At 72.0% G+C, this 23316-nt stretch carries 17 protein-coding genes and 1 pseudogene; 8 read left to right on the forward strand and 10 right to left on the reverse strand.

Going from position 1 to position 23316, the window contains the following annotated elements; all coding sequences use genetic code 11:
• Positions 1–202 precede the first annotated feature (202 nt).
• On the forward strand, positions 203–970 hold the full coding sequence (locus ACFP2V_RS29400) for a hypothetical protein (protein WP_381218360.1): 768 nt from the start codon (positions 203–205) through the stop codon (positions 968–970).
• 59 nt (positions 971–1029) lie between these two features.
• On the opposite strand, the gene ACFP2V_RS29405 is transcribed toward ACFP2V_RS29400, so the two are convergent.
• Positions 1030–1917: a GntR family transcriptional regulator gene (locus ACFP2V_RS29405; protein WP_381218321.1), complete on the reverse strand. Its 888-nt coding sequence runs from the start codon at positions 1915–1917 to the stop codon at positions 1030–1032.
• Between the two features lie 179 nt (positions 1918–2096).
• On the opposite strand from ACFP2V_RS29405, the gene ACFP2V_RS29410 reads away from it, so the two are divergent.
• The gene (locus tag ACFP2V_RS29410) at positions 2097–2999 is read left to right on the forward strand and encodes a (2Fe-2S)-binding protein (RefSeq protein WP_381218322.1); all 903 of its coding nucleotides are present in this window, start codon (positions 2097–2099) and stop codon (positions 2997–2999) included.
• A 305-nt stretch (positions 3000–3304) separates the two neighbouring features.
• Positions 3305–4348 carry a DUF2637 domain-containing protein gene (locus tag ACFP2V_RS29415; protein ID WP_381218323.1) on the forward strand — a complete coding sequence of 348 codons (1044 nt, stop codon included), beginning with the start codon at positions 3305–3307 and terminating at the stop codon, positions 4346–4348.
• Between the two features lie 113 nt (positions 4349–4461).
• On the opposite strand, the gene ACFP2V_RS29420 is transcribed toward ACFP2V_RS29415, so the two are convergent.
• From ACFP2V_RS29420 to ACFP2V_RS29430, 3 genes are all read right to left on the reverse strand, one after another.
• Positions 4462–4893 (reverse strand): ATP-binding protein, encoded by a 432-nt coding sequence (locus ACFP2V_RS29420; protein WP_381218324.1) that lies wholly within the window; start codon positions 4891–4893, stop codon positions 4462–4464.
• A 560-nt stretch (positions 4894–5453) separates the two neighbouring features.
• Positions 5454–7196, reverse strand: coding sequence for a pyruvate dehydrogenase (locus tag ACFP2V_RS29425; RefSeq protein ID WP_381218325.1), 1743 nt, complete (start codon positions 7194–7196; stop codon positions 5454–5456).
• 76 nt (positions 7197–7272) lie between these two features.
• Positions 7273–8694, reverse strand: coding sequence for a protein phosphatase 2C domain-containing protein (locus ACFP2V_RS29430; RefSeq protein ID WP_381218326.1), 1422 nt, complete (start codon positions 8692–8694; stop codon positions 7273–7275).
• A gap of 186 nt (positions 8695–8880) precedes the next feature.
• Here ACFP2V_RS29430 and ACFP2V_RS29435 point away from each other — a divergent pair.
• A pseudogene (locus ACFP2V_RS29435) lies at positions 8881–9348 on the forward strand (DUF456 domain-containing protein); the annotation flags it as partial.
• A 39-nt stretch (positions 9349–9387) separates the two neighbouring features.
• On the opposite strand, the gene ACFP2V_RS29440 reads toward ACFP2V_RS29435, so the two are convergent.
• The 6 genes from ACFP2V_RS29440 to ACFP2V_RS29465 form a co-directional block, all read right to left on the reverse strand.
• A complete protein-coding gene (locus tag ACFP2V_RS29440) occupies positions 9388–9909 on the reverse strand; it encodes a methylated-DNA--[protein]-cysteine S-methyltransferase (RefSeq protein WP_381218361.1) in 522 nt (173 codons plus the stop codon).
• Between the two features lie 29 nt (positions 9910–9938).
• The gene (locus ACFP2V_RS29445) at positions 9939–11342 is read right to left on the reverse strand and encodes a bifunctional transcriptional activator/DNA repair enzyme AdaA (RefSeq protein WP_381218362.1); all 1404 of its coding nucleotides are present in this window, start codon (positions 11340–11342) and stop codon (positions 9939–9941) included.
• Between the two features lie 127 nt (positions 11343–11469).
• On the reverse strand, positions 11470–12585 hold the full coding sequence (rsgA, locus tag ACFP2V_RS29450; protein ID WP_381218327.1) for a ribosome small subunit-dependent GTPase A: 1116 nt from the start codon (positions 12583–12585) through the stop codon (positions 11470–11472).
• Between the two features lie 636 nt (positions 12586–13221).
• Positions 13222–14742 (reverse strand): cellulose binding domain-containing protein, encoded by a 1521-nt coding sequence (locus ACFP2V_RS29455; RefSeq protein WP_381218328.1) that lies wholly within the window; start codon positions 14740–14742, stop codon positions 13222–13224.
• A 293-nt stretch (positions 14743–15035) separates the two neighbouring features.
• A complete protein-coding gene (locus tag ACFP2V_RS29460; protein ID WP_381218329.1) occupies positions 15036–16361 on the reverse strand; it encodes a radical SAM protein in 1326 nt (441 codons plus the stop codon).
• Between the two features lie 318 nt (positions 16362–16679).
• Positions 16680–17882, reverse strand: coding sequence for an RNA-guided endonuclease InsQ/TnpB family protein (locus tag ACFP2V_RS29465; protein WP_381218330.1), 1203 nt, complete (start codon positions 17880–17882; stop codon positions 16680–16682).
• Between the two features lie 145 nt (positions 17883–18027).
• On the opposite strand from ACFP2V_RS29465, the gene ACFP2V_RS29470 reads away from it, so the two are divergent.
• The 4 genes from ACFP2V_RS29470 (at position 18028) to ACFP2V_RS29485 (ending at position 23275) form a co-directional block, all read left to right on the forward strand.
• Entirely contained in the window at positions 18028–19284 is a 1257-nt protein-coding gene (locus ACFP2V_RS29470) for an FAD-binding protein (protein WP_381218331.1), read from the forward strand.
• Positions 19285–19399: 115 nt separating this feature from the next.
• Positions 19400–20686 carry an ROK family transcriptional regulator gene (locus ACFP2V_RS29475; RefSeq protein WP_381218363.1) on the forward strand — a complete coding sequence of 429 codons (1287 nt, stop codon included), beginning with the start codon at positions 19400–19402 and terminating at the stop codon, positions 20684–20686.
• A gap of 347 nt (positions 20687–21033) precedes the next feature.
• Positions 21034–22299, forward strand: a complete 1266-nt coding sequence (locus ACFP2V_RS29480; RefSeq protein WP_381218332.1) for an ABC transporter substrate-binding protein — start codon at positions 21034–21036, stop codon at positions 22297–22299.
• Between the two features lie 22 nt (positions 22300–22321).
• Entirely contained in the window at positions 22322–23275 is a 954-nt protein-coding gene (locus ACFP2V_RS29485; RefSeq protein WP_381218333.1) for a carbohydrate ABC transporter permease, read from the forward strand.
• Positions 23276–23316 lie beyond the last annotated feature (41 nt).

The following is a 23316-nucleotide window of genomic DNA, read 5'->3' on the forward strand; positions in this document are numbered from 1 at the left end:
AGGGGTGGCGTGCTCGGGGAGTGTGCGCCGGTGGGGAGTCGCGGGCGCCGTCGGGCACTCCCCCGTTCGTGCCCGTTGATCCACGACTTTGTGAAATCCTTCACCTACCCTCTTGGCCCGACCCCGTTGTTCGTGCTGAGATGCGGCCACCACTCAACAGCTCGATGGCGTGCTCGGGGAGGGCAACGTGGCGCACACCGCCATGTCTGGTAACGGAACGACCGCTGGTGACGATCCCCTCCAGACCGCGGTATGGCGGCTGCGCTCACGCGCCTGCTGGGCCGACGCCGCCGCCCTGCTCGCCCCGGACACCGCGGCCGCCGCGCTGCAGCGGTCGTCGCTCCTGGTGGAGCGGTGCCTGTACACGGAGACGGGCTGGGCCGAGGCCGAGGACGCGCTGCGTACGGCCGAGGCGCTGGCCGACACCGACGACGAACGGGGTGCCGCCGCTTGTGAACGCGGGTACTTGGCCTACGCCGCCACCCTGTTCGCGGTGCGCGACCGGGCCGACGAGGCGCGGGCCGCGCTCGGGCGCGCGGCGGCGCTGATCCCTCCGGGGGCCCCGGCGCGGGCGCTGCTGGACTTCCGGCGCGGGCTGATCGCCGAGAACCTGGCCCGCTCCCCGCAGTCGGCGCATACCGCGTACCGCCGTGCCCACGCGGGCGCCACCGCGCACGCCGACCCGTTGCTGCTCTCCGGCACTTGGCGTCATCTCGCCGGGCTTGCCCTGCGGGAGGGCGAGTTGGCGGAGGCACGGCACGGCTTCGCCGAATCTCTGCGGATCCGGGAGGAGTTGGGCTATCTGGTCGGCACGGCCCCGGCGCTGGTCTCCCTCGCCGACACGGAGACCGAGCCGGAGGCGTCCCGCCTGCGCGAGGAGGCCCGCCGGCTGCTGCGCCTGCTCGGCGGCGTCCCCACCTGGCTGTCCCGCCAGCTGGCCCCGCCGGCCCCGGGAGCGGCGACGGCGTAGGAACGCCCGCGGCTTCGGACCCCGTACCGCGTGTCGAGTGCGGCGGGGTGGGCTGTCGTTCAGACCGCGCCGGTGAAGTGCTCCCCCAGCAGTGACCGCACCGCGTCCTGGTCGCCCGCGATCAACGCGTCCAGCAGGGCCGTGTGCTGGTGGGCGTCGGTCACCAGTCCCACCCGGCCGAGGGGGCCGGGGGTGGTGCCGACCAGGGGCCACTGGGCGCGGCGGTGGAGGTCCTCGGCGATCCGGACCAGCTGTTCGTTGCCGGCGAGGGCGAGCACCGCGCGGTGGAAGACGCGGTCGGACTCGGCGTACGTGGCCCGGCAGCCGGAGGATGCGGCGCGGATCGTGGCCTCGGCGAGGGGGCGGAGTTCGGCCCAGCGTTCGGCGGGCACCGCACGGGCCAGCCGCAGCACCACCGGGACCTCGATCAGCGCCCGGACCTCGGCCAGTTCGGCCAGTTCCCGGTCGCCCCGCTCGACGACCCTGAAGCCCCGGTTCGGCACGACCTCGACCGCGCCCTCCAGAGTGAGTTGCTGCATGGCCTCCCGGACGGGTGTCGCGGAGACCCCGAACCGCTCGGCCAGCACCGGCGCGGAGTACACCACTCCGGGCCGCAGGTCGCCCGTCACCAGCGCGGTGCGCAGTGCGGCGAGGACCTGCCCGCGCACGGAGGACCGCTGGACGGGTGTCCGGGGCCGGGGAAGGACGGCGGCCGGCTCACTGTGGGTGTGCTCGCCGCGCACGGCGTCGTCCCGGCCGGGTGCGGTGTCGCCTTCCTGGCCCCGTACGCCGGACTGGGCGGACACCCTGACCCTGCCCGGACCCGCGCCGGTGCGCGCGTCCACGCCCGCACCCGCACCCGCGCTCGCGCTCGCGCTCGTGCCCGTGCCGCCCTGTCCGGTCCCGGTGTCACCCGCCCCTGCGAAGCCCTTCGTACCCTGCCTCACGGGGTCCTCCTCCGGACGTTTCGGTACTTGAGGTCATTACGGCGGCTTGTCAGTCGCTCGTCAAGCACCTTACGGGCACGGGCCCCGCGGTTCACATCTCAACGACCTTGGGTAAGGTGAGGCTTACCTTTACCGGCCCGGCGTCGAGTCGGTCCGGCGAGACGTGAAGGGGTGGTTCCATGACAGCGCCCGGTTCGGCCGTCGCGGACGCGTACGCCCGCCTGGCGGAGGCCTTCCCGGCACTCGCCGTCACGGAACTCGCCGCCGACGAGGAGACACCCCGGGGCGGCGCCTGGGTGTCCGCCGACGCTCTCGCCGAGGGGGACAGCGGCTCCGCCCTCGACGCCTTCCTGTCCTGGGACGACAGCCAGGTGCTGCGGGACTACGGACAGCAGGCCCGCCCCGACGTGGTCGCCAGCTTCGGCCTGCACCGCTACGCCTGGCCCGCCTGCCTGCTGATCACCGTGCCGTGGTTCCTGCACCGCCGCGTGCCCCGCTACCCCGCGACCCACGTCTCCTTCGACCGCACCGCCGCCGGGCTCGCCGTGGGCCGCATGGCTGTACGCCCCGACACGTTCGCCTGCCTTCCCGACGACCCGGCGGCCGCGCTGCCCGGCGCCCGCGTGGTGGTGGACGAGGAGGCCCTGCGGGCCGAGGTGCGCGCCTCCGTCGCCGAGCACCTCGAACCCGTCCTGGCGGGCTTCGGCCCGAGGATGCGCCGTCGCGGCCGCGCCCTGTGGGGCATGGCGACCGATGAGGTCGTGGAGAGCCTGCGGTACATCGGCCGGCTGCTGGGCGAGGAGGAGCGGGCCCTGCGCGAGTTGGAGCTGCTGCTGCCGGGCGCCACCAAGCCGTACGTCGGCGCGGCGGGCTTCCGCCCGGTCACCGGGCCGGGCGGCGAAGCCACGCACACTCGGGACCGGATCAGCTGCTGCATGTTCTACACCCTGCGCCCCGACGACATCTGCGCCACCTGCCCGCGCACCTGCGGCGCCGGACAGGCGGGCGGCAGGGCGGCCACCGGCAAGGTCGTCGACATGCCCACCGGCGACGCCGTCATGCCGATGGCGAAGGCGAGTTGACGGCACGTCGGGCGTCGGTGCACCCGCGCGTCCGCTGAACCGCGCCCGGCCCTGAAGCACCGCGAAGGTCACAGAGGTTTCACGATTCCCTCACCTGCCGCAAGGTGTATTCACGGAACCACCCGTACCGGTAGTCTCATTCGAACCCAACCCTCGTCCCTCATGCGTCAGTTCGAGCAGAACGCCGCCTTGGGTACCCCCTCGCGCTTCAATGGCGGCCACTTGCCCCGAAATCCCCTGAAGGACGGCGGGATTGGGCCACTATGGCGGGCGTTACGCCCTATCCCAACGCAAGGGACCCCTGGATGAGACTGACCGACATATCGCTGAATTGGCTGCTTCCGGGCGCCGTGCTGCTCCTGGGCATGCTGGCGGCGGTGGCGGTGCTCGCGCGCGGCAAGCGCTCCTCGGTCAAGGACCCGAGCGCGGACGACTCGTGGGAGCGCAACGAGGAGCGCCGCAGGCGCAAGGAGGCTCTGTACGGCACCGTCTCCTACATCCTGCTGTTCTGCTGTGCCGCGGTGGCGGCCGCGCTCTCCTTCCACGGTCTGGTCGGCTTCGGCGAGCAGAACCTCGGCCTGTCCGACGGCTGGCAGTACCTCGTGCCCTTCGGTCTGGACGGTGCGGCGATGTTCTGCTCGGTGCTCGCCGTGCGCGAGGCCAGCCACGGTGACGCGGCGCTCGGCTCCCGCATACTCGTGTGGACGTTCGCGTTCGCCGCGGCCTGGTTCAACTGGGTGCACGCCCCCCGGGGCATGGGGCACGCGGGCGCTCCGCACTTCTTCGCGGGTATGTCCCTGTCGGCGGCCGTGCTGTTCGACCGCGCACTGAAGCAGACCCGCCGGGCCGCCCTGCGCGAACAGGGCCTGGTGCCACGTCCGTTGCCGCAGATCCGCATCGTCCGCTGGCTGCGGGCTCCCCGGGAGACGTACCGTGCCTGGTCGCTGATGCTGCTGGAGGGCGTACGCAGCCTCGACGAGGCGGTCGAGGAGGTCCGCGAGGACCAGCGCCAGAAGGACGAGACGCGCCGGCGCCGGCGCGGCCAGGAGCGAGTGGAGCGGGCGCGGCTGAAAGCCATCAGCCGGGGCCACCGCGCCCTCGTGGGCGGCGGTGGCCGCCCCATGGAGGCCCCGACGGTGGAGCGGGCGGACGACGTGGTGACCACGGAGCCTGCCATAGCGGTGCCGGAGGCCGTCCTGCCCGTACGCTCGCGTCCCTCCCTGCAGCCGGTACGCGGTGGTTCAGATCCGATGACCGTCGACCTCACCGCGGAGGACGACACCCAGGCACTGCCGCGCCTGGACTCCCTCGAGCGCAAGCTCAAGGACCTGGAGCAGCAGTTCGGCTGACGTCGGCGGGACGGGAGACGGACGCGGAACGGGACGGGGTGCGGCCGCACAGGCCGCACCCCGTCCCGTTCCGTGCGTCGGTGCCGGTGTCCGTGCCGGTGCCGGCGCACGTGTCAGGCGGCGTCCGCGTCGAGTTCGAACCAGACCGCCTTGCCCACCCCGTGTGCCCTGATCCCCCACGCGTCGGCGAGGGACTCGACCAGGACCAGTCCACGGCCGTGCGTACCGCCGTCGGTGTCCAGTACCCGCGGCCGGGGCTCGTGGTCCACGAAGTCCCGTACCTCGACCCGTAATCCCCGGGGGCCGACGATGGCGGTGAGGACCGCCGCCCGGTCGGTGTGGACCAGCGCGTTGGTGACGAGCTCGGTGGTGAGCAGCTCGGCCGTCTCCGACTGCCCGGGCCTTCCCCAGTGCCTGAGCAGTTGTCGTAGGTCATGGCGGGACTCGGGCACCGCCCGCAGGTCCGCGCGCCCCAGCCGGCGTCTCAGCTGGGCCTTTGGCGCCTGCTCCCCGTCCCCGTCGGCCGTCCCTTCCACGGTCGTCACCGAGCCGGTCCCGGCCGTGCCGGGACAACCCCCTTGTGCCTGCCTTCTCATGGCCCCCGCCCGCGTTCCGGTGTCGATTCCCCCTGCGGCTCGAACACGTCCGTGGGAATCCATGCCCCGTCACCCACGCGCCAGTCATGCGGCATCGTCAAGGCCGGTTATTGGCCGAACTTCAACGGCCACCGGATGGCCCGGATGGTCCGTCCGGTGGCCGTCGGGGCGACGCCAAGAGCATCTGCCGTCCCGGGCGGCCGGCGCAAGCGTCGGCCGCCGGGAACGGCGCCGGTACGCCGATCCCGGCGGTCCGCATGCCCTACCGGGTCTTTGCGAAGGACCCGGAGGTGCTGGAGGTGACCGCCACGACCGCGGGCTGCGACTGCCGCTGGTACCTGGACCGGACTGGCCCTCGGGCGGCCGCTCCGGCTCCGTCCGGATCGACGACGGCAGCCGTCCGTTCCGCACCAGCGGCATCCAGGGCCCGCCCCGCTACGAGTACGACACCTCCAACCGCCGCCGGACACCCCGCACGGGCTGAACGTCCACGCTTTCGGCCGACGCCGTTACGGGCGCGGAACATTCCGCAGGTTGGACCGTGCCATCTGCGCCATCCGGCCGACCCCTCCGTCCAGCACCATCTTGGAGGCGGACAGGGCGAAGCCGGTCACCATCTCCTTGCTGATCTTCGGCGGGATGGACAGCGCGTTGGGGTCGGTGACGATGTCGACGAGGGCCGGCCCCTTGTGCTTGAACGCGGACTTGAGCGCCCCGGCGAGCTCCTTCGGTTTCTCCACGCGCACCCCGTGGGCACCGCAGGCGCGGGCGACGGCGGCGAAGTCGGGGTTCTTCAGGGCGGTGCCGTGCGAGGGCAGTCCGGCGACCAGCATCTCCAACTCGACCATGCTCAGGGAGGAGTTGTTGAACAGGACCACCTTCACCGGCAGGTCGTACTGGACCAGGGTGAGGAAGTCCCCCATCAGCATGGAGAATCCGCCGTCGCCGGACATCGACACGACCTGCCGTCCGCGGTCGGTGAACTGCGCCCCGATCGCCATGGGCAGCGCGTTCGCCATCGAGCCGTGGGAGAACGAACCGATGACCCGGCGGCGGCCGTTGGGCGAGATGTAGCGGGCGGCCCAGACGTTGCACATCCCGGTGTCGACGGTGAACACCGCGTCTTCGTCAGCGAGTTCGTCCAGGACGGCGGCCACGTACTCGGGGTGGATCGGCACGTGCTTGTCCACCTTCCGCGTGTACGCCTTCACCACCCCCTCCAGCGCGTCCGCGTGCTTCTTCAGCATCCGGTCGAGGAACTTCCGGTTTTCCTTGGCCCGGACCCTCGGGAGCAGGCAACGCAGCGTCTCCCGCGCGTCGCCCCACACCGCCAGGGCCAGCTTCGAGCGCCGGCCCAGGTGCTCGGGCCGCACGTCGACCTGGACGATCTTCACGTCGTCGGGGAGGAAGGCGTTGTACGGGAAGTCGGTGCCGAGCAGGATCAGCAGATCGCACTCGTGGGTGGCCTCGTAGGCGGCGCCGTAGCCGAGCAGCCCGCTCATACCGACGTCGTACGGGTTGTCGTACTGGATCCACTCCTTGCCGCGCAGCGCGTGCCCGACCGGGGACTTGATCTTCTGGGCGAACTCCATGACCTCGGCGTGCGCGCCCCTCGTGCCGGCGCCGCAGAACAGGGTGACCTTCTCGGCCTCGTCGATCATGTCGACCAGGCGGTCGATCTCGGCGTCGCCGGGGCGGACCGTGGGCCGGGAGGTGACCAGGGCTGTCTCGGCGGCCTTCTCGGGGGCCGCCTGGTCGGCGATGTCACCGGGGAGGGTGACGACGCTGACACCGGAGCGGCCGACCGCGTGCTGGATGGCGGTGTCCAGCAGCCGGGGCATCTGCTGCGGACTGGAGATCATCTCGCTGTAGTGGCTGCACTCGCGGAACAGCTGGTCGGGGTGGGTCTCCTGGAAGTAGCCGAGGCCGATCTCGCTGGACGGGATGTGCGAGGCGAGGGCGAGGACCGGGGCCATGGACCGGTGGGCGTCGTACAGGCCGTTGATGAGGTGGAGGTTGCCGGGCCCGCAGGAGCCGGCGCAGGCGGCGAGTCTGCCGGTGATCTGCGCCTCGGCGCCGGCGGCGAAGGCGGCGGTCTCCTCGTGCCGGACGTGGACCCAGTCGATGGCGGAGTTGCGGCGCACCGCGTCGACGACTGGGTTGAGGCTGTCGCCGACGACGCCGTAGAGGCGCTTGACTCCCGCGCGGGTCAGGATGTCGACGAACTGTTCCGCGACGTTCTGTTTGGCCATGGTTCCCAGGTGCCCCTTCGGTGTCCGTGAATCCCTGGATCTCCGTTCGGGTTCCATGGAGTCACACCCGGTGCGCTCACGCCTCCCAGACGGCGGCGGCCGTACGGTCGTCCGCGTATCCCTTGACCCGTACCTGGGTGTCGGCGAGGAACGCCGCGAGGCCGGGCGGTTCGGGCCGGGACCACCGCGTGGCCAGGTGGGCGCCGAGTTCGTCCTCGCCGCGCAGCGGGTCGGCGAGGCCCGGACTGCACAGCAGGAGGGTGTCACCCTCGCGGGCTACGGACGTACGGAAGCGGAAGGGTTCACGCGGAGGTTCGGGGGCGGGCTCGTACGGGCTCGGGGGTGTCGGTATGCCCAGGTCCATGGTGAGCCGGTCGCCCTCGGGGGTCTCGGAGGGCGGTGAGCCGAAGCCGAGGACGGCCCCGCCCCTGGCCTCGGCGGCCTTCGGTTCGATGTCCTGCCATACCCCGGCCCGCAGCCGGAACAGTCCGCCGGCGCCGATGCCGAAGAAGACGCGGGTGCGGCATTCGGGGTCCGCGGGCAGCAGCAGGCAGCGCAGGGTGGCCGCGTACGCCTCGGGTTCGAGGCCCTGCTCGGCGGCGCCCGCCCGGAGCCTGCCGAGGGTGCGGTCGGTGAGGCGGTGCAGCCCCGACTTGAGGTCGCCGCGCCGGCCGGCCCTGATGTCCTCGGCGAGGCGGGCGTGGCTGAGGCCCACCGCCTTGCCGATCCACCGGCAGGCCTCGGCGGCCGCGCGGTGTGCGCCGGGGGCGCCCCGTACGCCGGTGGCGACCGCCACCAGCACCAGGGCCCGGTCCCCGCTGCCGAACCGGGCGGTCAGCAGGGCGTCCCGCCGCAGTTCGCCCCGGTACCGCGCGGAGTCACCGCGCACGGAGGCGGCCCGCAGGGTGCAGGCCCCGTACCGGGCTCCGTCGAGGACGGTGTCCGGGACCAGATCGTCCAGTTCGTGGGGGTCGGCGGCGGGCAGCGTGGTGGGCTCTGCGTCGTAGGTGGGCGGCCGGGAGCCCACGTGGCCGCGCGGCGAGGGCGGCGGCTCCACGGGCTGGACAGGGCGCGGGGCGCGGGGGTCGGCGGGAGCGTCGGTGAGCGTGGGGGCGTGGTCGGGCGGGGCGGGAAAGCCGGTCGCCGAGGTCGTACGGCCCAGCGGGGGCCAGGCCGGTGGTGGCCCTTCCGGCAGGCGGGGCGTCCGGCCGCCGGACCGCTGTGGGCCGGGCGGCCGCACGGGAGGCGTCCCCTCACCGGGCGCCGGCCTCGGCGCGGGTAACGGGGTGCCAAAGGAGCTCCCCGCGGAGGGCTCCACGTCCGCCGGGCCGTCCGCCGGGCCGCCGACCGCCTCGTTCACCGTGCCGGCCGCCGAGTCGAAGCGGTCGTCCAGAGAATCGGGTGCGGGTGCGGAGCCCGTGTCATCGGTGGCGCCGTCGTACAACTGCCCCCACCAGTCGTCCTCGTGACCGGTGGACCTGCCTCCCTGCTCGCTCATACCTTGAATTGTCCACCGCGCGGGCCCGATGAAAACGGAGCATCGGGAAATCCGTTCCCGCCGCCGCGCGGCACACGGCACACCCGCCCCTGGGACCCGCGGAGGCACATCCGTCCGACGCGAGGGGTCGGTGCGAGTGCCCGCACCTGATCTGCGCCTCCGGCCGCCCTCCGGCACCCTGGACGGATGGGAGCGTGGGATCTCCTGCTGACCGGACTGGTGATCCTGTTCGGTCTGTGCGGAGTACTGCTGCCCGGGGTGCCGGGGTCGTGGCTGGTGTGGGCCACGGTCATGTGGTGGGCGCTGAAGGACCCGCGGCCCGTGGCGTGGTGGGTGCTCGTCGGGGCGACGGTCGTCCTGTTCCTCTCCCAGGTGGTCCGCTGGACCCTGCCACCCCGCCGGCTGCGGGCCGGCGGCATCGACGGCCGGGTGCCGGCGTACGCGGGCGCGGGGTCGTTCCTGGGCTTCGTGCTGGTGCCCGTGCTGGGCGCGGTCCCGGGTTTCGTGGCCGGGATCTACGCCTGCGAGCGGATCCGCCTGGGCCGCCGCGGCGAAGCCGTGACGGCGACGCGCTCGGGCGGCTGGGGCGTACCGACCGAACTGTTCACCTGCCTGCTGATCACGGCGGCACGGCTCGGCGCGGTCATCCGGGGACGACCGCGCCGACCAGCGGTGACGACCGCAGCACTCCTCCTACGACCGGAGCGCTCCTTCGTGGGTGAGCAGGTGGACCTTGCGGTCCAGGCCGCCCGCGTATCCGGTCAGTGACCCGTCGGCGCCGATCACCCGGTGGCAGGGGCGCACGATCAGCAGCGGGTTCGCGCCGATCGCCCCGCCGACAGCCCGTACGGCGGCCCTGGAGGCGCCGACCCGCGCGGCGATCTCGCCGTAGGACACGGTCGCCCCGTAGGGGACGTCGTCGAGCGCGGCCCAGACCTTCTCCCGGAAGGGGGTGCCGGCGGTGAGCAGCGGCAGCCGGAAGTCCTTGAGCTCACCGGCGAAGTACGCGGCGAGCTGCTCCTCGGCCGCGCGGAACGGTCCCGGGTCCTGCCGCAGGCCGTCCCGCACGGCGCGCCCGCCCTTCTGCCCGGGCACGGAGAGCGAGGTCAGCGCCCCGTCCGGGCCGGCGGTGAGCAGCAGCGCCCCGAGAGGGCTGTCGACACTCGTCCAGTAGGTGTCCACGGCAGCCGCGCCGCCGGTCATCGTGCTCGTCATCGTGCTCGTCGTGGTGTGTGTCGTGGTGTTCATGGGTACTCCAACTCCCCTGCCGCACGCAGGTGGTTCAGGGCGTATGAGCGCCAGGGGCGCCAGCTGTCGGGCAGGTCGGGGCCGGGCGGGGCCACGTCCGGATCGCCGAGGGCACGGGTGCGGATCCCGGCGATGCTACGGGCGTCCAGGCCCGGAACGCCGCGCAGGGCGTCCGCGGCCTCGTCCCGGTCGGCTCCGGGGTCGAGCCGTACGGTGCCGTCGGCGAGGGCGGCGGTGAGCGCGCCCAGGGTGCCTTCGGGTTCGGCGCCGGCGAGGGCGGCCGGTTCGGGGAAGAGGTGGGTGAGGGTGCCGCAGGGGGCGTCGAGCGTCTTGCCGTACCGCTGGACCAGCCGTGCGGCCTCGTCGCGGCCCACCAGGGCCCGTACCGCGAGTTCGTCGGGGTCGGCGGTGCCCGGCGAGCGCAGTCCCGGCCGGGCGGCGACCAGCGGGGCGAGCCGCGTGTCGGCGCCGAGCCGTTCGTCGACGGCGTAGGGGTCCGCGTCCAGGTCGAGGAGGCGGCGCAGCCGTTGTACGGCGGTGGTCAGGTCGCGGAGGTCGGTGAGGTGGATCCGGACGTCGAGCCAGCCGCCGGGGTGGGCGCCGGATCCGGTGCGCGTGGTGCCGGGGTGTTCGTCGACGGCGGTGATGCCGATGCCGTACGGGAGCCTCAGGGTGCGCCGGTAGGTGCGGGCGCCCGGGGTGCCGGTGACGTCCTCGACGCCCTCGACGGCCTCGTGTTCCAGCAGGTCGAAGACGGGGCCGGGCTGGTACGGGCCGCGGTGGGCGAGGCGCAGGGGGATGCCGGCGGTGGGGGTGGCGGTGCGGCGGTCGGCCCGGCCGCCGCGGGGCGCGGCGGCACGCAGCTCACTGGGAGTGGCGGCGTACACGGCGCGGACGGTGTCGTTGAACTGCCGCACGCTGGCGAACCCGGCGGCGAAGGCGATCTCGGTGACCGGGAGCCCGGTGGTCTGGAGGAGCACACGAGCGGTGTGCGCGCGCTGCGCGCGGGCGAGTGCGACGGGCCCGGAGCCGAGTTCGCCGGTGAGCTGGCGCTGCACCTGGCGGGCGCTGTAGCCGAGCCGGGCGGCCAGTCCGGCGACACCTTCGCGGTCGACGACGCCGTCGGCGATCAGCCGCATGGCCCGGCCCACGACGTCGGCGCGTACGTTCCACTCGGCGGAGCCGGGGACGGCGTCCGGGCGGCACCGCCGGCAGGCCCGGAACCCTGCGCCCTGCGCGGCGGCGGCGGTCGGGAAGAACCGCACATTGCGCCGCTTGGGCGTGACCGCGGGGCAGCTGGGACGGCAGTAGATCCCGGTCGTCCCGACGGCGAAGAAGAACGCCCCGTCGAACCGTCCGTCCCGGCTGCGCACCGCCTCGTACCTGCTGTCCTCGTCCATCACACCGTCCAGTCTCCGCCGGCCGGAGGGCCCCGGCTGGCGGAAAACGGACATGAAGGCGAGCAGCCTGCGGACAGGCCACGGACGGACGTGCGCCGCCGGAGCCGGAACCTGCCCGGGGCGGACGCTAGAACTGCCTGCCGCCACCGCCCCTCTTCGCCTCCATGGCGGCCCTGCCCATCGCCCCCTTCCGCTTCCAGTCCTTGCGGATCTCCGCACGCAGGCGTGCGTCGGTCTTGGCGACGATGCGCCGGTTCTCCCGGAGCAGCTTGCGGTAGCTCTCCAGCCGGCGCTCCGGGAGGGCGCCGGTCTCGACGGCCTCGAGGACCGCGCAGCCCGGCTCGCTCTCGTGGGCGCAGTCGTGGAAGCGGCAGCCCTCGGCGAACTCCTCGATCTCGGAGAACACTTGGCCGACGCCGCTGCCCGCGTCCCAGAGGCCGACGCCCCGCAGGCCCGGGGTGTCGATGAGGACTCCCCCTCCGGGCAGGACGAGCAGGTTGCGGGTGGTCGTGGTGTGGCGGCCCTTGCCGTCGACGTCGCGGGTGGCCCGTACGTCCATCACGTCCTCGCCGAGGAGCGCGTTGGCGAGGGTGGACTTGCCGGCGCCGGACTGGCCGATCAATACGGACGTGCCACCGGCGGCGACCCCGGTGAGGACATCCAGCCCCTCCCCCTCCCGCGCGCTGACGGCGAGCACCGGCACGCCGGGCGCGCTGGTCTCCACGTCCTGGACCAGGTGCCCCAGCGTCACCGGGTCCGGCACGAGGTCGGCCTTGGTGAGCACGACCACCGGCTGCGCCCCGGACTCCCAGGCGAGCGCGAGGAACCGCTCGATCCGGGCCAGGTCCAGTTCGGCGGCGAGTGAGACGGCGATGACGGCGTGGTCGACGTTGGCGGCGAGGATCTGACCCTCGGACCGCTTGGAGGAGGTGGAACGCACGAAGGCGGTACGCCGCGGAAGGTACGCCCGCACGTACCTCGGCGTACTCCCGGCCGGGTCGACGGCGACCCAGTCCCCGGTGCACACGACCCGCAGGGGGTCGTGCGGAGTGACGAACGCGGTGTCGGCCCGCACGGTCCCGTCACCGGTGACGACATCGCACTGCCCGCGGTCGACCCGCACCACGCGGCCGGACAGCAGCCCCCGCGCGCCGTACGAGGAGAACACGGCCTCCCACTCCTCGTCCCAGCCGAGGGGAACGAGAGGATGCGAGGAAGCCGACGGAGAAGAGGAGAGGTTCAAGGGAAACCCTTCGAAGGGCGGCCCCGGCACCGCGCGTCACAGGCGCGGCAGAAGAAAGGTGTCAGCCGAGGGCCACGGAGGTGGGATGAACGAACGTCCGGATGCAGACAGCACCCATCACGGAGACAGCCATCGGTCACACCTCCCTTTCACCACACACCGACAACAGCGGTAGCCAACGGCCCTGCTCACTTCCGCGCCACAGCCTAGAGGCCCGACCACCCGGGCGGCCAACCCTTTTCCGGCACCGTCCTCGACCCACCGCCCGGCGCGGGTAAGCACCTCACCGGACCTACGCCGCCCCTGCCGCCCCTGCCGCCCGCGGCACAGGACTCTCGCGAGGGGATCTGTACCGCCCCGAGCTGGTGTGCGGCGGCATGCGCCACCCCACGTAGCGGCGGCGCACACTCCACATCCACCGGCCGACCTTACGCAGATGACCCGGCAGCAGCAGGAATCGGCCCTCTCCCGACCGCGGTACGGCCCGGCCCGGCTGCGCGTTCCCGAGGGATGAACGGGGGCTGTGGAGGTCGGCAGACCTGGTGGGAGCCCCAGGCGCCCGAAGGTCGGCCGGGTCGGCGATGGTGACGGCGCGCCGCCCGGCAGGCCCCGCCCTGCGAGTGCCGCCGGGCCCCGTCACCCGGTCGCGCAGGGGCGGCCGTTGAGGGTGATGTCGGTGGGCGGGGAGTTCTTGCCGGCCCAGGAGGCGAGGAAGCCGAAGGCCAGTTTTCCGCCGGCGGGGACCGTCTTGTTGTAGTCGGCGGCGGTGGCGGTGACGCGGGAACTCTCCTGGCTCGCTTCGGCGTCCCACATCTGGGTCACGCGCTGGCCGTCCCGGAAGGTGAAGGCGACGCGCCAGGAGTCGAGGGGCGCTGCCGTGGTGACGGTCACGGTGGCCTGGAAGCCGTCGGGCCACTGGTTGCCCAGGTCGTACGTGGCATGGCAGACGGCCGGCTCGCTGGGCGCGGTGGTCCGGGACGGGGAGGCCGTGGCGGAGGTGCTGCCCTGGGGTTCGGGATCGGGCTCGGGGTCGCGGTCGGATGCGGTGCCGGGGTCCGACCGCTCCGGGACGGGACTGCCGGCGGGGGGTTTCCCGCCGGTGGAGGGAGCGGTGTCCGAGGCCGAGACGGGTGGGACGCCGGGGCCCGCGGGCGGGTACGGGTCCGGGTCGGCCACCACCTGGCGGTCGGCGTCGGGGCGGGTCGCGCTGTCGTCCTCCGCGCCGCCGAGCTGCATGAGGGAGACCGTGAGCGCGAGCCCCGACACCAGGACGGCGGCGATCATCAGTCCGTTGCGCACGGCCCGCGCCCGGTCCGATCCGTCGGCCGGGGCGCCGCCCGCGTCGGGGCCGTCGGGGCGGCCGGGACCGAGGCGTGCCTCGGTCGCACGGCGGCGGCGCTCCAGGTAGGCAAGACCGCCCCAGCCGATGACCCCGCCGGTGAGCGCGACGGGCAGTCCGCCGCCGTGCGGCCGGAGGCAGGCCGCCGCCTCCGCGCACTGCACGCAGGTGGCGAGGTGCCGGGACAGGTCGTCGGGGGTGTCGGCGGCGGGCGAGCGGGTGACGGCGTCCAGCAGCCGGGCGTAGCTGCGGCACTCGGCGTCCATCGGGGAGTCGAGGTGGTTGCGGTGGCAGCGGTCCCGGAACAGGCGGCGGACCTGGGCGAGTTCGTCGGCTGCGGTGGCGGGGTCGAGGCCGAGCCGGCGGGCGACCAGGGACAGTGGCAGGGACTCCGCCTCGGCCAGCCAGAGCAGTTCGGCGTCGGCCTGTTGCAGATCGCGCAGTCCGCGCAGGGCGACCGGGCGGCTCAGCGGCGGGCCGGTGTACCGGGCGGCCTTGTCGGAGTGGAGCCACAGCCGCAGGTCGGGATCGAGCCGGTGTCCCTGGCCGGTGTCCTCCCAGTCCGCCGCGGTGGCGCGAACGGCGGCCAGCAGCAGGGGTATTCGGGGCAGCCGGGACGCTCGGCGGCCGGTGCCGCGCACGGTACTCGCCTCCGCCTCGCGCACCTCCCGTATACCTTGTGCGAACGCTTCCCGCGCGAGTTGCGCGGCGGCGGTGGAGCCGGCCGTGCAGAGATCGGCGTACGAGAGCACCGCGTCCCAGCACTCCGAGAACAGCGCCGTCTCGGTGGCGTCCTGGGGGGCCGGCAGGTCGGGCATAAGTCTCCTGCATCCACGAACGAGGTCAACTCGCCACATTGGCGGCATAGTTGGGTGACCCTCGGGGCGATGGACGAGCTTTTCACGCTCTCGACACAACTGACAAGCACTGTCTCCGCTTTGGGCAGCACGACGCCCGCGTACGCGCCCCTCGCGCGCGCCCCACGCCGGAGGATACGCAAGGAAGGCCGGAACGTCTCGGTTCCGGCCTTCCTTGTTTTTCTCCGCTTCTCCGCTTCTTCCCCTTGAACCGTCTCAGGCCTTCGCGGCCCTCTCGGCAGCCCGCTCGGGTCTCACGCCTCGGCGGGCTCCTGTGCCGGGAGGCTGTCCATGAAGGAGCTGACGGAGAACACCGCGCGTCCCGGTCCGGGCTCACCGTAGCCGGGGGGCGAGGACAGGCCGAAGTCGTCCATCGTCGCGCGGTAGGCCTCGAGCAGCCGGATGTGGTACTCCAGCGGCGCGCCCTGCGGGTTGGCCTTGCCGAGCGGGGTCGTCGGCTCTGGGCACCAGGTGGTGAAGCGGGGTGTGATGCCGTGCGACATGAAGAAGCGCAGGCCCTCGGTGGTCGAGGCGATGGCCTCGTCGACGGTGGTGAAGCCGAACGGCTCGGCCATCTCCACGCCCGCCACGAAGTTGGGGATCACATTGCGCGCGCCGAAGATGTCCGCGGAGTCCAGGATGCGCTTGTGCCACTCGTCGCGGCCGACGTAGCGCTCCTTGCCGGGGCAGTACAGCTCGAACAGGCGGCGGTCCCACACCTCGTAGTTGGGGTGGTAGATCTGCACGCCGTAGTCCTTGAAGCGCTGCACGTCGTCCCTGGGCAGCGCCTGGGCGACGACCTTGCCGATCCAGCGGCCGGGGAAGCGCTCCTCGATGGCCTTGGCGTAGTGCCCGTAGAAGTCGGCCTCGTCACGGCCGGCGACCGTCTTGGTGATCGCGCCGCCGGTCAGCGTGTAGGCGGTGGACGCCTTCGCCGTGTCGTACCGGTCGATGATCTCCAGCGCCTCGAGGACCTCCTCGACGTCCTTGACCCCGGTGTAGGGCCGGCCGGCCGCCTTGTGCTGGCGCCAGTTGTGGTTGATGTCGCAGTACTGGCACTCCTCCTTGGCGCCGAAGTACTGGCAGACCCGGAAGACGGTCAGGTAGATCAGGTAGCCCCACTGGATGGTCGGGGCCACCTCCATGACCGACTTCCCGCTGGCGAGGGTGTGCCGGTAGTACTCGGGCATCGGCGGCACGCCGACGTCCGAGATGCGCTTCCCGTCGAGGTAGAGCCCGAGCACGCCGTCCTCGTCCGCGGCGACCCGGTACGGGGAGGAGGGGTTCACCCGGACGGAGACGACGGTGCGGCGCAGGTCGTAGGGGCCGCCGGTGAGGATGATCTCCTCGGGCGGACGCCGGAGCGCGGCCTCACCCAACTCGGGCAGAGTGCCGTGGTCGAAGGAGAAGATGAAGTACGACTTCGGTTTGACGTCACCGCTCTCGTTGTCGCTGAGGGCGGACGGATCGAAGGCGATTCCGCCCCGGAGCAGGTCCTCTTTGAAAACGGCCTCGCGTGGCACATGCGGAAACCGCTCCATCAGATCCTCGACCAGCGCGGTACGGCTGCCGCTGCCCATCCCGTGTCTCCTTCCGGCTCGGACGTACGACTCCCGGCTCGGACGTACGACTCCTCACGGTATGCCCCCGCCCCCCGGTCCGTGGTGCCGGGGCCCCGACGTGACCTGGGGCACTTCCCCGGACCTGCGGAAACAGTACGTCTCCCGGGCGTCTGCCGGCTTCGGTGCCGTGCGGGTCCCGGGCCGGCCCTCGCGGGGAGGTGCCCGGGCGACACGTACCCCGGGCCCCGCGATAAATTCGGGCGGGGACCTCTTCGGTCCCGCACCTCGGGGAAGGACGACGGTTGACTTCCTCCCCCTCCTGGAGGAGGGGGATTCCTACGGCTCGCGCCGTGGGGTTTCCTGCTTCACTGCCGACTGCCCGCCCGGAGTTCTCCGTTGAGGTCTTACACCGGCTCCACAGGCCGACACCGTCAGTCCGACGGCCAGAAGGTTCTGCGCCGCGTTCACGTCCCGGTCATGGGTCGCGCCGCAGTCACAGGTCCAGGTGCGGACCTGCAGCGGCAGCCTGTCCTGCAGGGCGCCGCAGTGGGAACACAGCCTGGAGGAGGGAAAGAAGCGGTCCACGGCCACGACGTCCCGCCCGTACCAGGCGGCCTTGTACTCCAGCATGCTCCGGAACTCCGACCACGCGGCATCACTGATGGCACGGGCCAGGTTCCGGTTCCTGACCATGTTGCGCACGGCCAGGTCCTCGATCACGAGCGTTTGGTTCTCACGCACGAGTCGAGTGGTCAGCTTGTGCAGCAGGTCCCGGCGCCGGTCGGTGATCCGGGCGTAGATCTTTGCGACCCTGATCCGGGCCTTGTGCCGGTTGGCTCCGTCTCCTTTGGCCTTTTTCGCGAGGTTCCGCTGGGCCTTGGCGAGCCGGGTACGGTCGCGTCGCTCGTGTCTCGGGTTGGCGATCTTCTCGCCGGTGGACAGGGTCAGAAGGTGCTTCAGACCCACGTCGACGCCGACCGCCGCATCCGCGGCAGGCAGCGGCTGCACGGTCGGGTCCTCGCACAGCAGGGACACGAACCAGCGCCCGGCCGCGTCCTGCGACACGGTGACCGTGGAGGGCGTCGCCCCCTCGGGGAGCGGACGGGACCACACGAGGTCCAGCGGCTCGGCCATTTTCGCCAGCGTCAGCTTCCCCTCGCGGAAGCGGAAACCGCTGGTGGTGTACTCGGCGGACTTCCGGGACTTCTTCTTCGACTTGAAGCGCGGATACTTCGCCCGCTTGCCGAAGAAGCCGGTGAACGCCATCTGCAGGTGGCGCAGGCACTGCTGGAGCGGGACCGAGGAGACCTCGTTCAGGTAGGCGAGCTCCTCGGTCTTCTTCCAGGCCGTCAGCAACGCCGACGTCTGGTTGTAGTTGATCCGCTCCCGCCGCGCCCACGCCTCGGTGCGGGCCGCCAGCGCCAGGTTGTAGACCTTCCGCACGCATCCGAACGTGCGCGACAGTTCGGCCGCCTGCGCATCGGTCGGACGGAAGCGGTACTTGAACGCCCGCTTCACATACGCTGTGGTCACGCTCACAAACTAGCGGGACTGCCTGTGAGTATCAAATCCGCCGGTCAGGGCACGGTTTTCCGCCTTGACGGCGGAACCCCGCTCGATGTCCTGCTCCACAGGAGTTTCGTTTCCTCCTCCTGAAGGCGGGAGTTTCCACGAAAGGACTCAGATGACCGGGACCGTGACCAACTGGGCGGGCAACATCACGTACGCCGCCAAGGAGCTGCACCGCCCGCACACCCTGGACGCGCTGCGCGCGCTGGTCGCCGGGAGCAGCCGGGTGCGGGCCCTGGGTAGCGGGCACTCCTTCAACGAGATCGCCGAGCCGGGCGAGGCCGGCGTCCTGCTCTCGCTCGACGGCCTGCCCGCCCAGGTCGACGTGGACACGACGGCCCGGACGGTACGGGTGGGCGGCGGCGTGCGGTACGCGGAGCTGGCCCGCCGGGTGCACGAGCGAGGGCTCGCGCTGCCGAACATGGCGTCGCTGCCGCACATCTCGGTGGCCGGTTCGGTAGCCACCGGCACACACGGCTCCGGGGTCGGCAACGGCCCGCTCTCCTCGGTGGTACGCGAGGTGGAGCTGATCACGGCGGACGGTTCGGCGATACGGATCGGCCGCGAGGACGAGGCCCGGTTCGGCGGTGCGGTCACCTCGCTCGGGGCACTCGGTGTCGTCACGGCACTCACCCTGGACCTGGAGCCGGCGTTCGACGTAGAGCAGCACCTCTTCACCGAACTGCCGCTCGACGGGCTGGACCTCGCCGCCTTCGAGACGGTGATGTCGGCCGCGTACAGCGTGAGCCTGTTCACCGACTGGGCGGCGCCGGGCTTCCGGCAGGTGTGGGTGAAGCGGCGTACGGACCAGCCGCTGCCGGACTTCCCCTGGGCGGCGCCCGCGACCGAGAAGCTGCATCCCGTCCCGGGCATGCCGGCGGTCAACTGCACGGAGCAGTTCGGCGTGCCGGGACCCTGGCACGAGCGGCTGCCGCACTTCCGCGCGGAGTTCACCCCGAGCAGCGGGGCGGAGCTGCAGTCGGAGTATCTGCTGCCGCGCCGGTTCGCCGTCGAGATGCTGCACGCGATCGACGGCATCCGGGAGACGGTCGCCCCCGTGCTGCAGACCTGCGAGGTGCGGACCGTGGCCACCGACGGCCAGTGGCTCAGCCCTTCCTACGACCGGGACACCGTGGCCGCCCACTTCACCTGGGTGGCGGACACGCCCGCGGTGCTGCCCGTGGTCCGGCGGCTGGAGGAGGCGCTGGCCCCCTTCGACGCGCGGCCGCACTGGGGAAAGGTGTTCACCACCCCGGCGGCCGAACTCCGTGCCCGCTACCCGCGGCTGGGCGACTTCCGAGCCCTGGCCCGGTCGCTGGATCCGGAGGGCAAGTTCAGCAACGCGTTCGTGCGGGACGTCCTGGGCGACTGACCGTCCGACCGACCCCGCCCCCTTCGTACAGCCCCTTTCCAAACCCCTTGTCGAACGTCGGCACCGGCCATAGCCTTGCCGCGCGCCGGTGCCGACGCCGCCCGGCACGGCAGGGATGGGGGCACCTCCGGTGAAGCGCACCTCGCGGGACATCCGTACCGCCAACCGCTACGAGGTGCTGCGCCAGATCATCGCCGAGTCCCCCACCTCACGGCAGGAGCTGGCAGCCGCCACCGGGCTCAGTCTCGCGACGGTCGCCACCCTCGTCGGCGAGCTGCTCGACCTCGGCATGATCACCGAGGTCGGCTTCGAGGACTCGGCCGGCGGCCGTCCGCGCGGTCTGGTGGCCGTCGACGCGACGGGCGGCGCCCTGATCGGCGTCGACCTCGCCGAGACGTACGTCCGGGTCGAGCTGTTCGACCTGGCGCTGAACGTGCTGGCCCGCGCCGACGAGGAGATGCGCCCCGGCGAGAACCGGCCCGAACAGGTCGTGGACCATGTGACCTCGGCGGTCGGCTCGGTGGTGGAGCGGGCCGGCATCGAGTCCGCGCGGGTGCTCGGGGCCGGGGTGAGTGTGCCGGGCCAGGTGGACCGCGCCACGGGCGTCTGCGAGTACGCGCCGAACTGGGACTGGCACGACGTGCCGCTGCAGGACCTCCTCGCCGAGCGGATCTCCCACCCGCTCTACCTGGACAACCCGTTGCGCGCCTGCGCGGTGGCCGAGCTGTGGTTCGGGGCGGCGCGCGGGCGCGGTGACGCGGTGGTGGTCAACCTCGGGACCGGGGTGGGCGCCGGGCTGGTCCTGGGCGGCGGGGTGCACCGGGGGGTCAGCAACAGTGCGGGCGAGTGGGGGCACACCACGCTCGTCCTGGACGGGCGCCCGTGCCACTGCGGCAATCGCGGCTGCGTCGAGACGTACACCGGTGCGCCGGGGATCATGCTGAACCTGCGGGAGGTGAGCCCGCACAGCCCGCTGCTGCGTCCCGACGACCAGACGGCCACGGTCGACGCCCTGGCGCGGGGGGTGGCCTCGGGCGACCCGGTGGCGGTCAAGGTCCTTGAGAACACCGCCCGTTACGTCGGTGCCGGGATCGCCGACCTGATCAACCTGTTCAACCCGGAGGTGGTCGTGCTCAGCAGCTGGGTCGCGGCCGCGTTCGGCGAGCCCCTGCTCGGCGCGGTGCGCGAGGCCGTCACCCGGCACGCGCTGCGCCGCCCGCTGGCCGCCACCCGGATCGTGCTCTCCCCGATTCCCACCGATCCGGTCTGCCTGGGCGCGGCGACGTTCGCGCTGGAGGGCGCGTTGCAGGCGGCGCGCAAGAGCCACGGCACGCGCGCCACCGCACCCGCGCGGACCCGCGGCTCCGGCAGCGGCAGCGGCAGCGGCAGCGGCAGGCCGTAGCGTCCCTCGCACCCGCCACCCGCATCCCGGGCCTCAACGCCCCTGCCCCGTCGGCCCGTTCGTCATCCCGAACGGCACGCAACGCTTCGTACGGGCTTTGTCCAACCCCTTGCCGAAGCCTTAGCCGAAGGTTAACGTCCGGCACCGCAGACGTTTCCGCGCCATCCGCCGCACCCCCGGAAACCGTTCGCCGTCCGCCGTTCACCGCAGATGCCGCAGCTCCGCGTGCACCACCCCGTACCGCCCCGTACCGCCGGCGCCGCCCGCACTTTCCCGCACCCTCCCCGGTCACCCGCTCCGCCCGCCCCGCCTGCCTTTCGAGCCGTACTCGAGACAAGGACATCGACATGTCGGCATGGAGTACTCATTACTGGGACCGCCGTTCCGTACTGCGGGCGGCCATGGGTCTGGCTGCCGCCGGTGGGCTCGCCGCGTGCGGCGGCAACACCGGCCGGAACGGCGGGCCGGGGTCGGGCAAGCGCCTGGTCCAGTACTTCCACGCGTACGGCGAGGCCGGCACGGAACAGGCCGTCAAGCGCTACGCCAAGGCCTACAAGGAGGCCGACGTGACCACGCAGTGGATCACGGGCTCCAACTTCGAGAGCAAACTGTTCGCCTCCCTGCTCACCGACAAGGCCCCGGACGTCTTCGAGTTCCATCCGCAGATCCAGCTCGTCAAGAGCGGCCAGGTGGCGGACCTGACCGATCTGGTCGAGCCGGTCAAGGACGACTTCAACCCGGCGGACATCCAGTCGCACACGGTCGACGGGAAGATCTACGGCGTCCGGATGATCGACGACCCGCAGTTCTTCTTCTACCGCAGGTCGATGTTCGAGAAGGCGGGTGTCGGCGTCCCCACCACGCTCGACGAACTCCTCGCGGCAGCCGCCGAACTGACCACGGACAAGGTCAAGGGCATCTACCTGGGCAACACCCTGCACCCGATCGTCAACCCGATGATCTGGGCGTCCGGCGCCGACACCCTCGACGAGAAGAACGAGATCGCTTACCACACGGACGGAGTGGTCGGGGGTTTCCGTACCCTGCGCAAGCTCTTCACCAGCGGTGATCTACTGCTTGACGCGCCGACCGACTTCTGGGACCCCTCCGCGCTCAACCAGGGGCTCACCGCCATCCAGTGGTGCGGCATGTGGGCGATGCCGCAGATGCAGCAGGCGCTCGGCGACGATCTCGGGATCTTCCCCTTCCCGAAGGTCACCGGCGCGGGCAAGCAGGCGGTCACCAACGGCGGTTGGTCGATGTTCGTCAACGCGAAGGGCAAGAACGTCGAGGCGGCCAAGGAGTACGTGAAGTGGCTGTGGATCGACCAGAAGGAGTACCAGGAGGACTGGTCGCTCTCCTACGGCTTCCACATCCCGCCGCGCACCTCGATCGCCCAGTCCGCCGACAAGCTCAAGTCGGGCCTGCCGGCCGAGGGCGTCAGGCTGTTCAACGAGTTCGGGCACTTCGACAACATCGGCTGGACACAGGCCATGATCACCGCCCTGGAGGACGTCCTCGCCGACTGCGTCCGCAAGGGCGGTGACCCGGAGAGCGCGCTCGACAAGGCCGACGCGACGGTCGACCGCGAGCTGCAGAAGCTGTTCGGATAGGCCGCGGACGGGCAGCGACGAGATGTCGACCACCACCGCGCGCGGTGCCGGCCGCCCCGCCCCGGCCAAGGGCTCCCCCCGGCCGCTGCGGACCAGCAGCACCTTCAACTTCTGGCTGTTCACCGGGCCCTTCCTCCTCGGCCTGCTGATCTTCGTCTACGTGCCGATCCTGTGGAGCGCGTGGCTGTCCTTCTTCGAGGCCCGGTTCACCGTCACCCCCAGCGAGTTCATCGGCTTCGAGAACTACCGGGTCATGCTGACGGACGACGGGTTCATGGGCTCCCTCGGCACCTTCACCGTGTTCGCGGCGATCATCGTCCCGACCACCTGGGCGCTGTCGCTGGCGCTCGCGCTCGCGGTGAACCGGCTGCGGTTCATGCGGGCCTTCCTCCGTTCGGTCTTCTTCCTGCCGACGGCGGTGAGTTATGTCGCCGCCTCGCTCATCTGGAAGATGTCCCTCTTCAACGGGGTCCGCTTCGGTCTGGCGAACACCGTGCTCGGCGTGTTCGGCGTGGACAACACCGCGTGGCTGGCCGACCCGAATCCGCCCTGGTACTGGCTGGTCATCGTGACCGTACGGCTGTGGCTCCAGGCCGGTTTCTACATGATCCTGTTCCTGGCCGCGCTGCAGAACATCCCGCGCGAGCTGTACGAGGCGGCCGCCATCGACGGGGCCGGGCCCGGCTGGCAGACGTTCCGGTACGTCACCCTGCCGCAGTTGCGAGCGACCTCGACGGCCGTGGTCCTGCTGCTGCTCGTGGCCGCTTACCAGGCCTTCGACGAGTTCTTCAACCTGCTGAACAAGACCACGTGGGGGCGCCCGCCGCTGGTCGAGCTGTACTACAAGGCCCTGGGCGACAACCAGGACTACGGCGCGGGCAGCGCGGGCGCGCTGATCCTCACGCTGCTGATCTGCCTGGTGACGCTGTTGCAGGGCCGGTTCATGGGGTTCGGCCGGGGAGAGGACGCCAGGTGAGCGCCAGTACACCAAGGACGGCCGGACCCGGGACGGGCGGG

The organism is Streptomyces incanus (assembly GCF_042656345.1).
GTDB lineage: Bacteria > Actinomycetota > Actinomycetes > Streptomycetales > Streptomycetaceae > Streptomyces > Streptomyces incanus.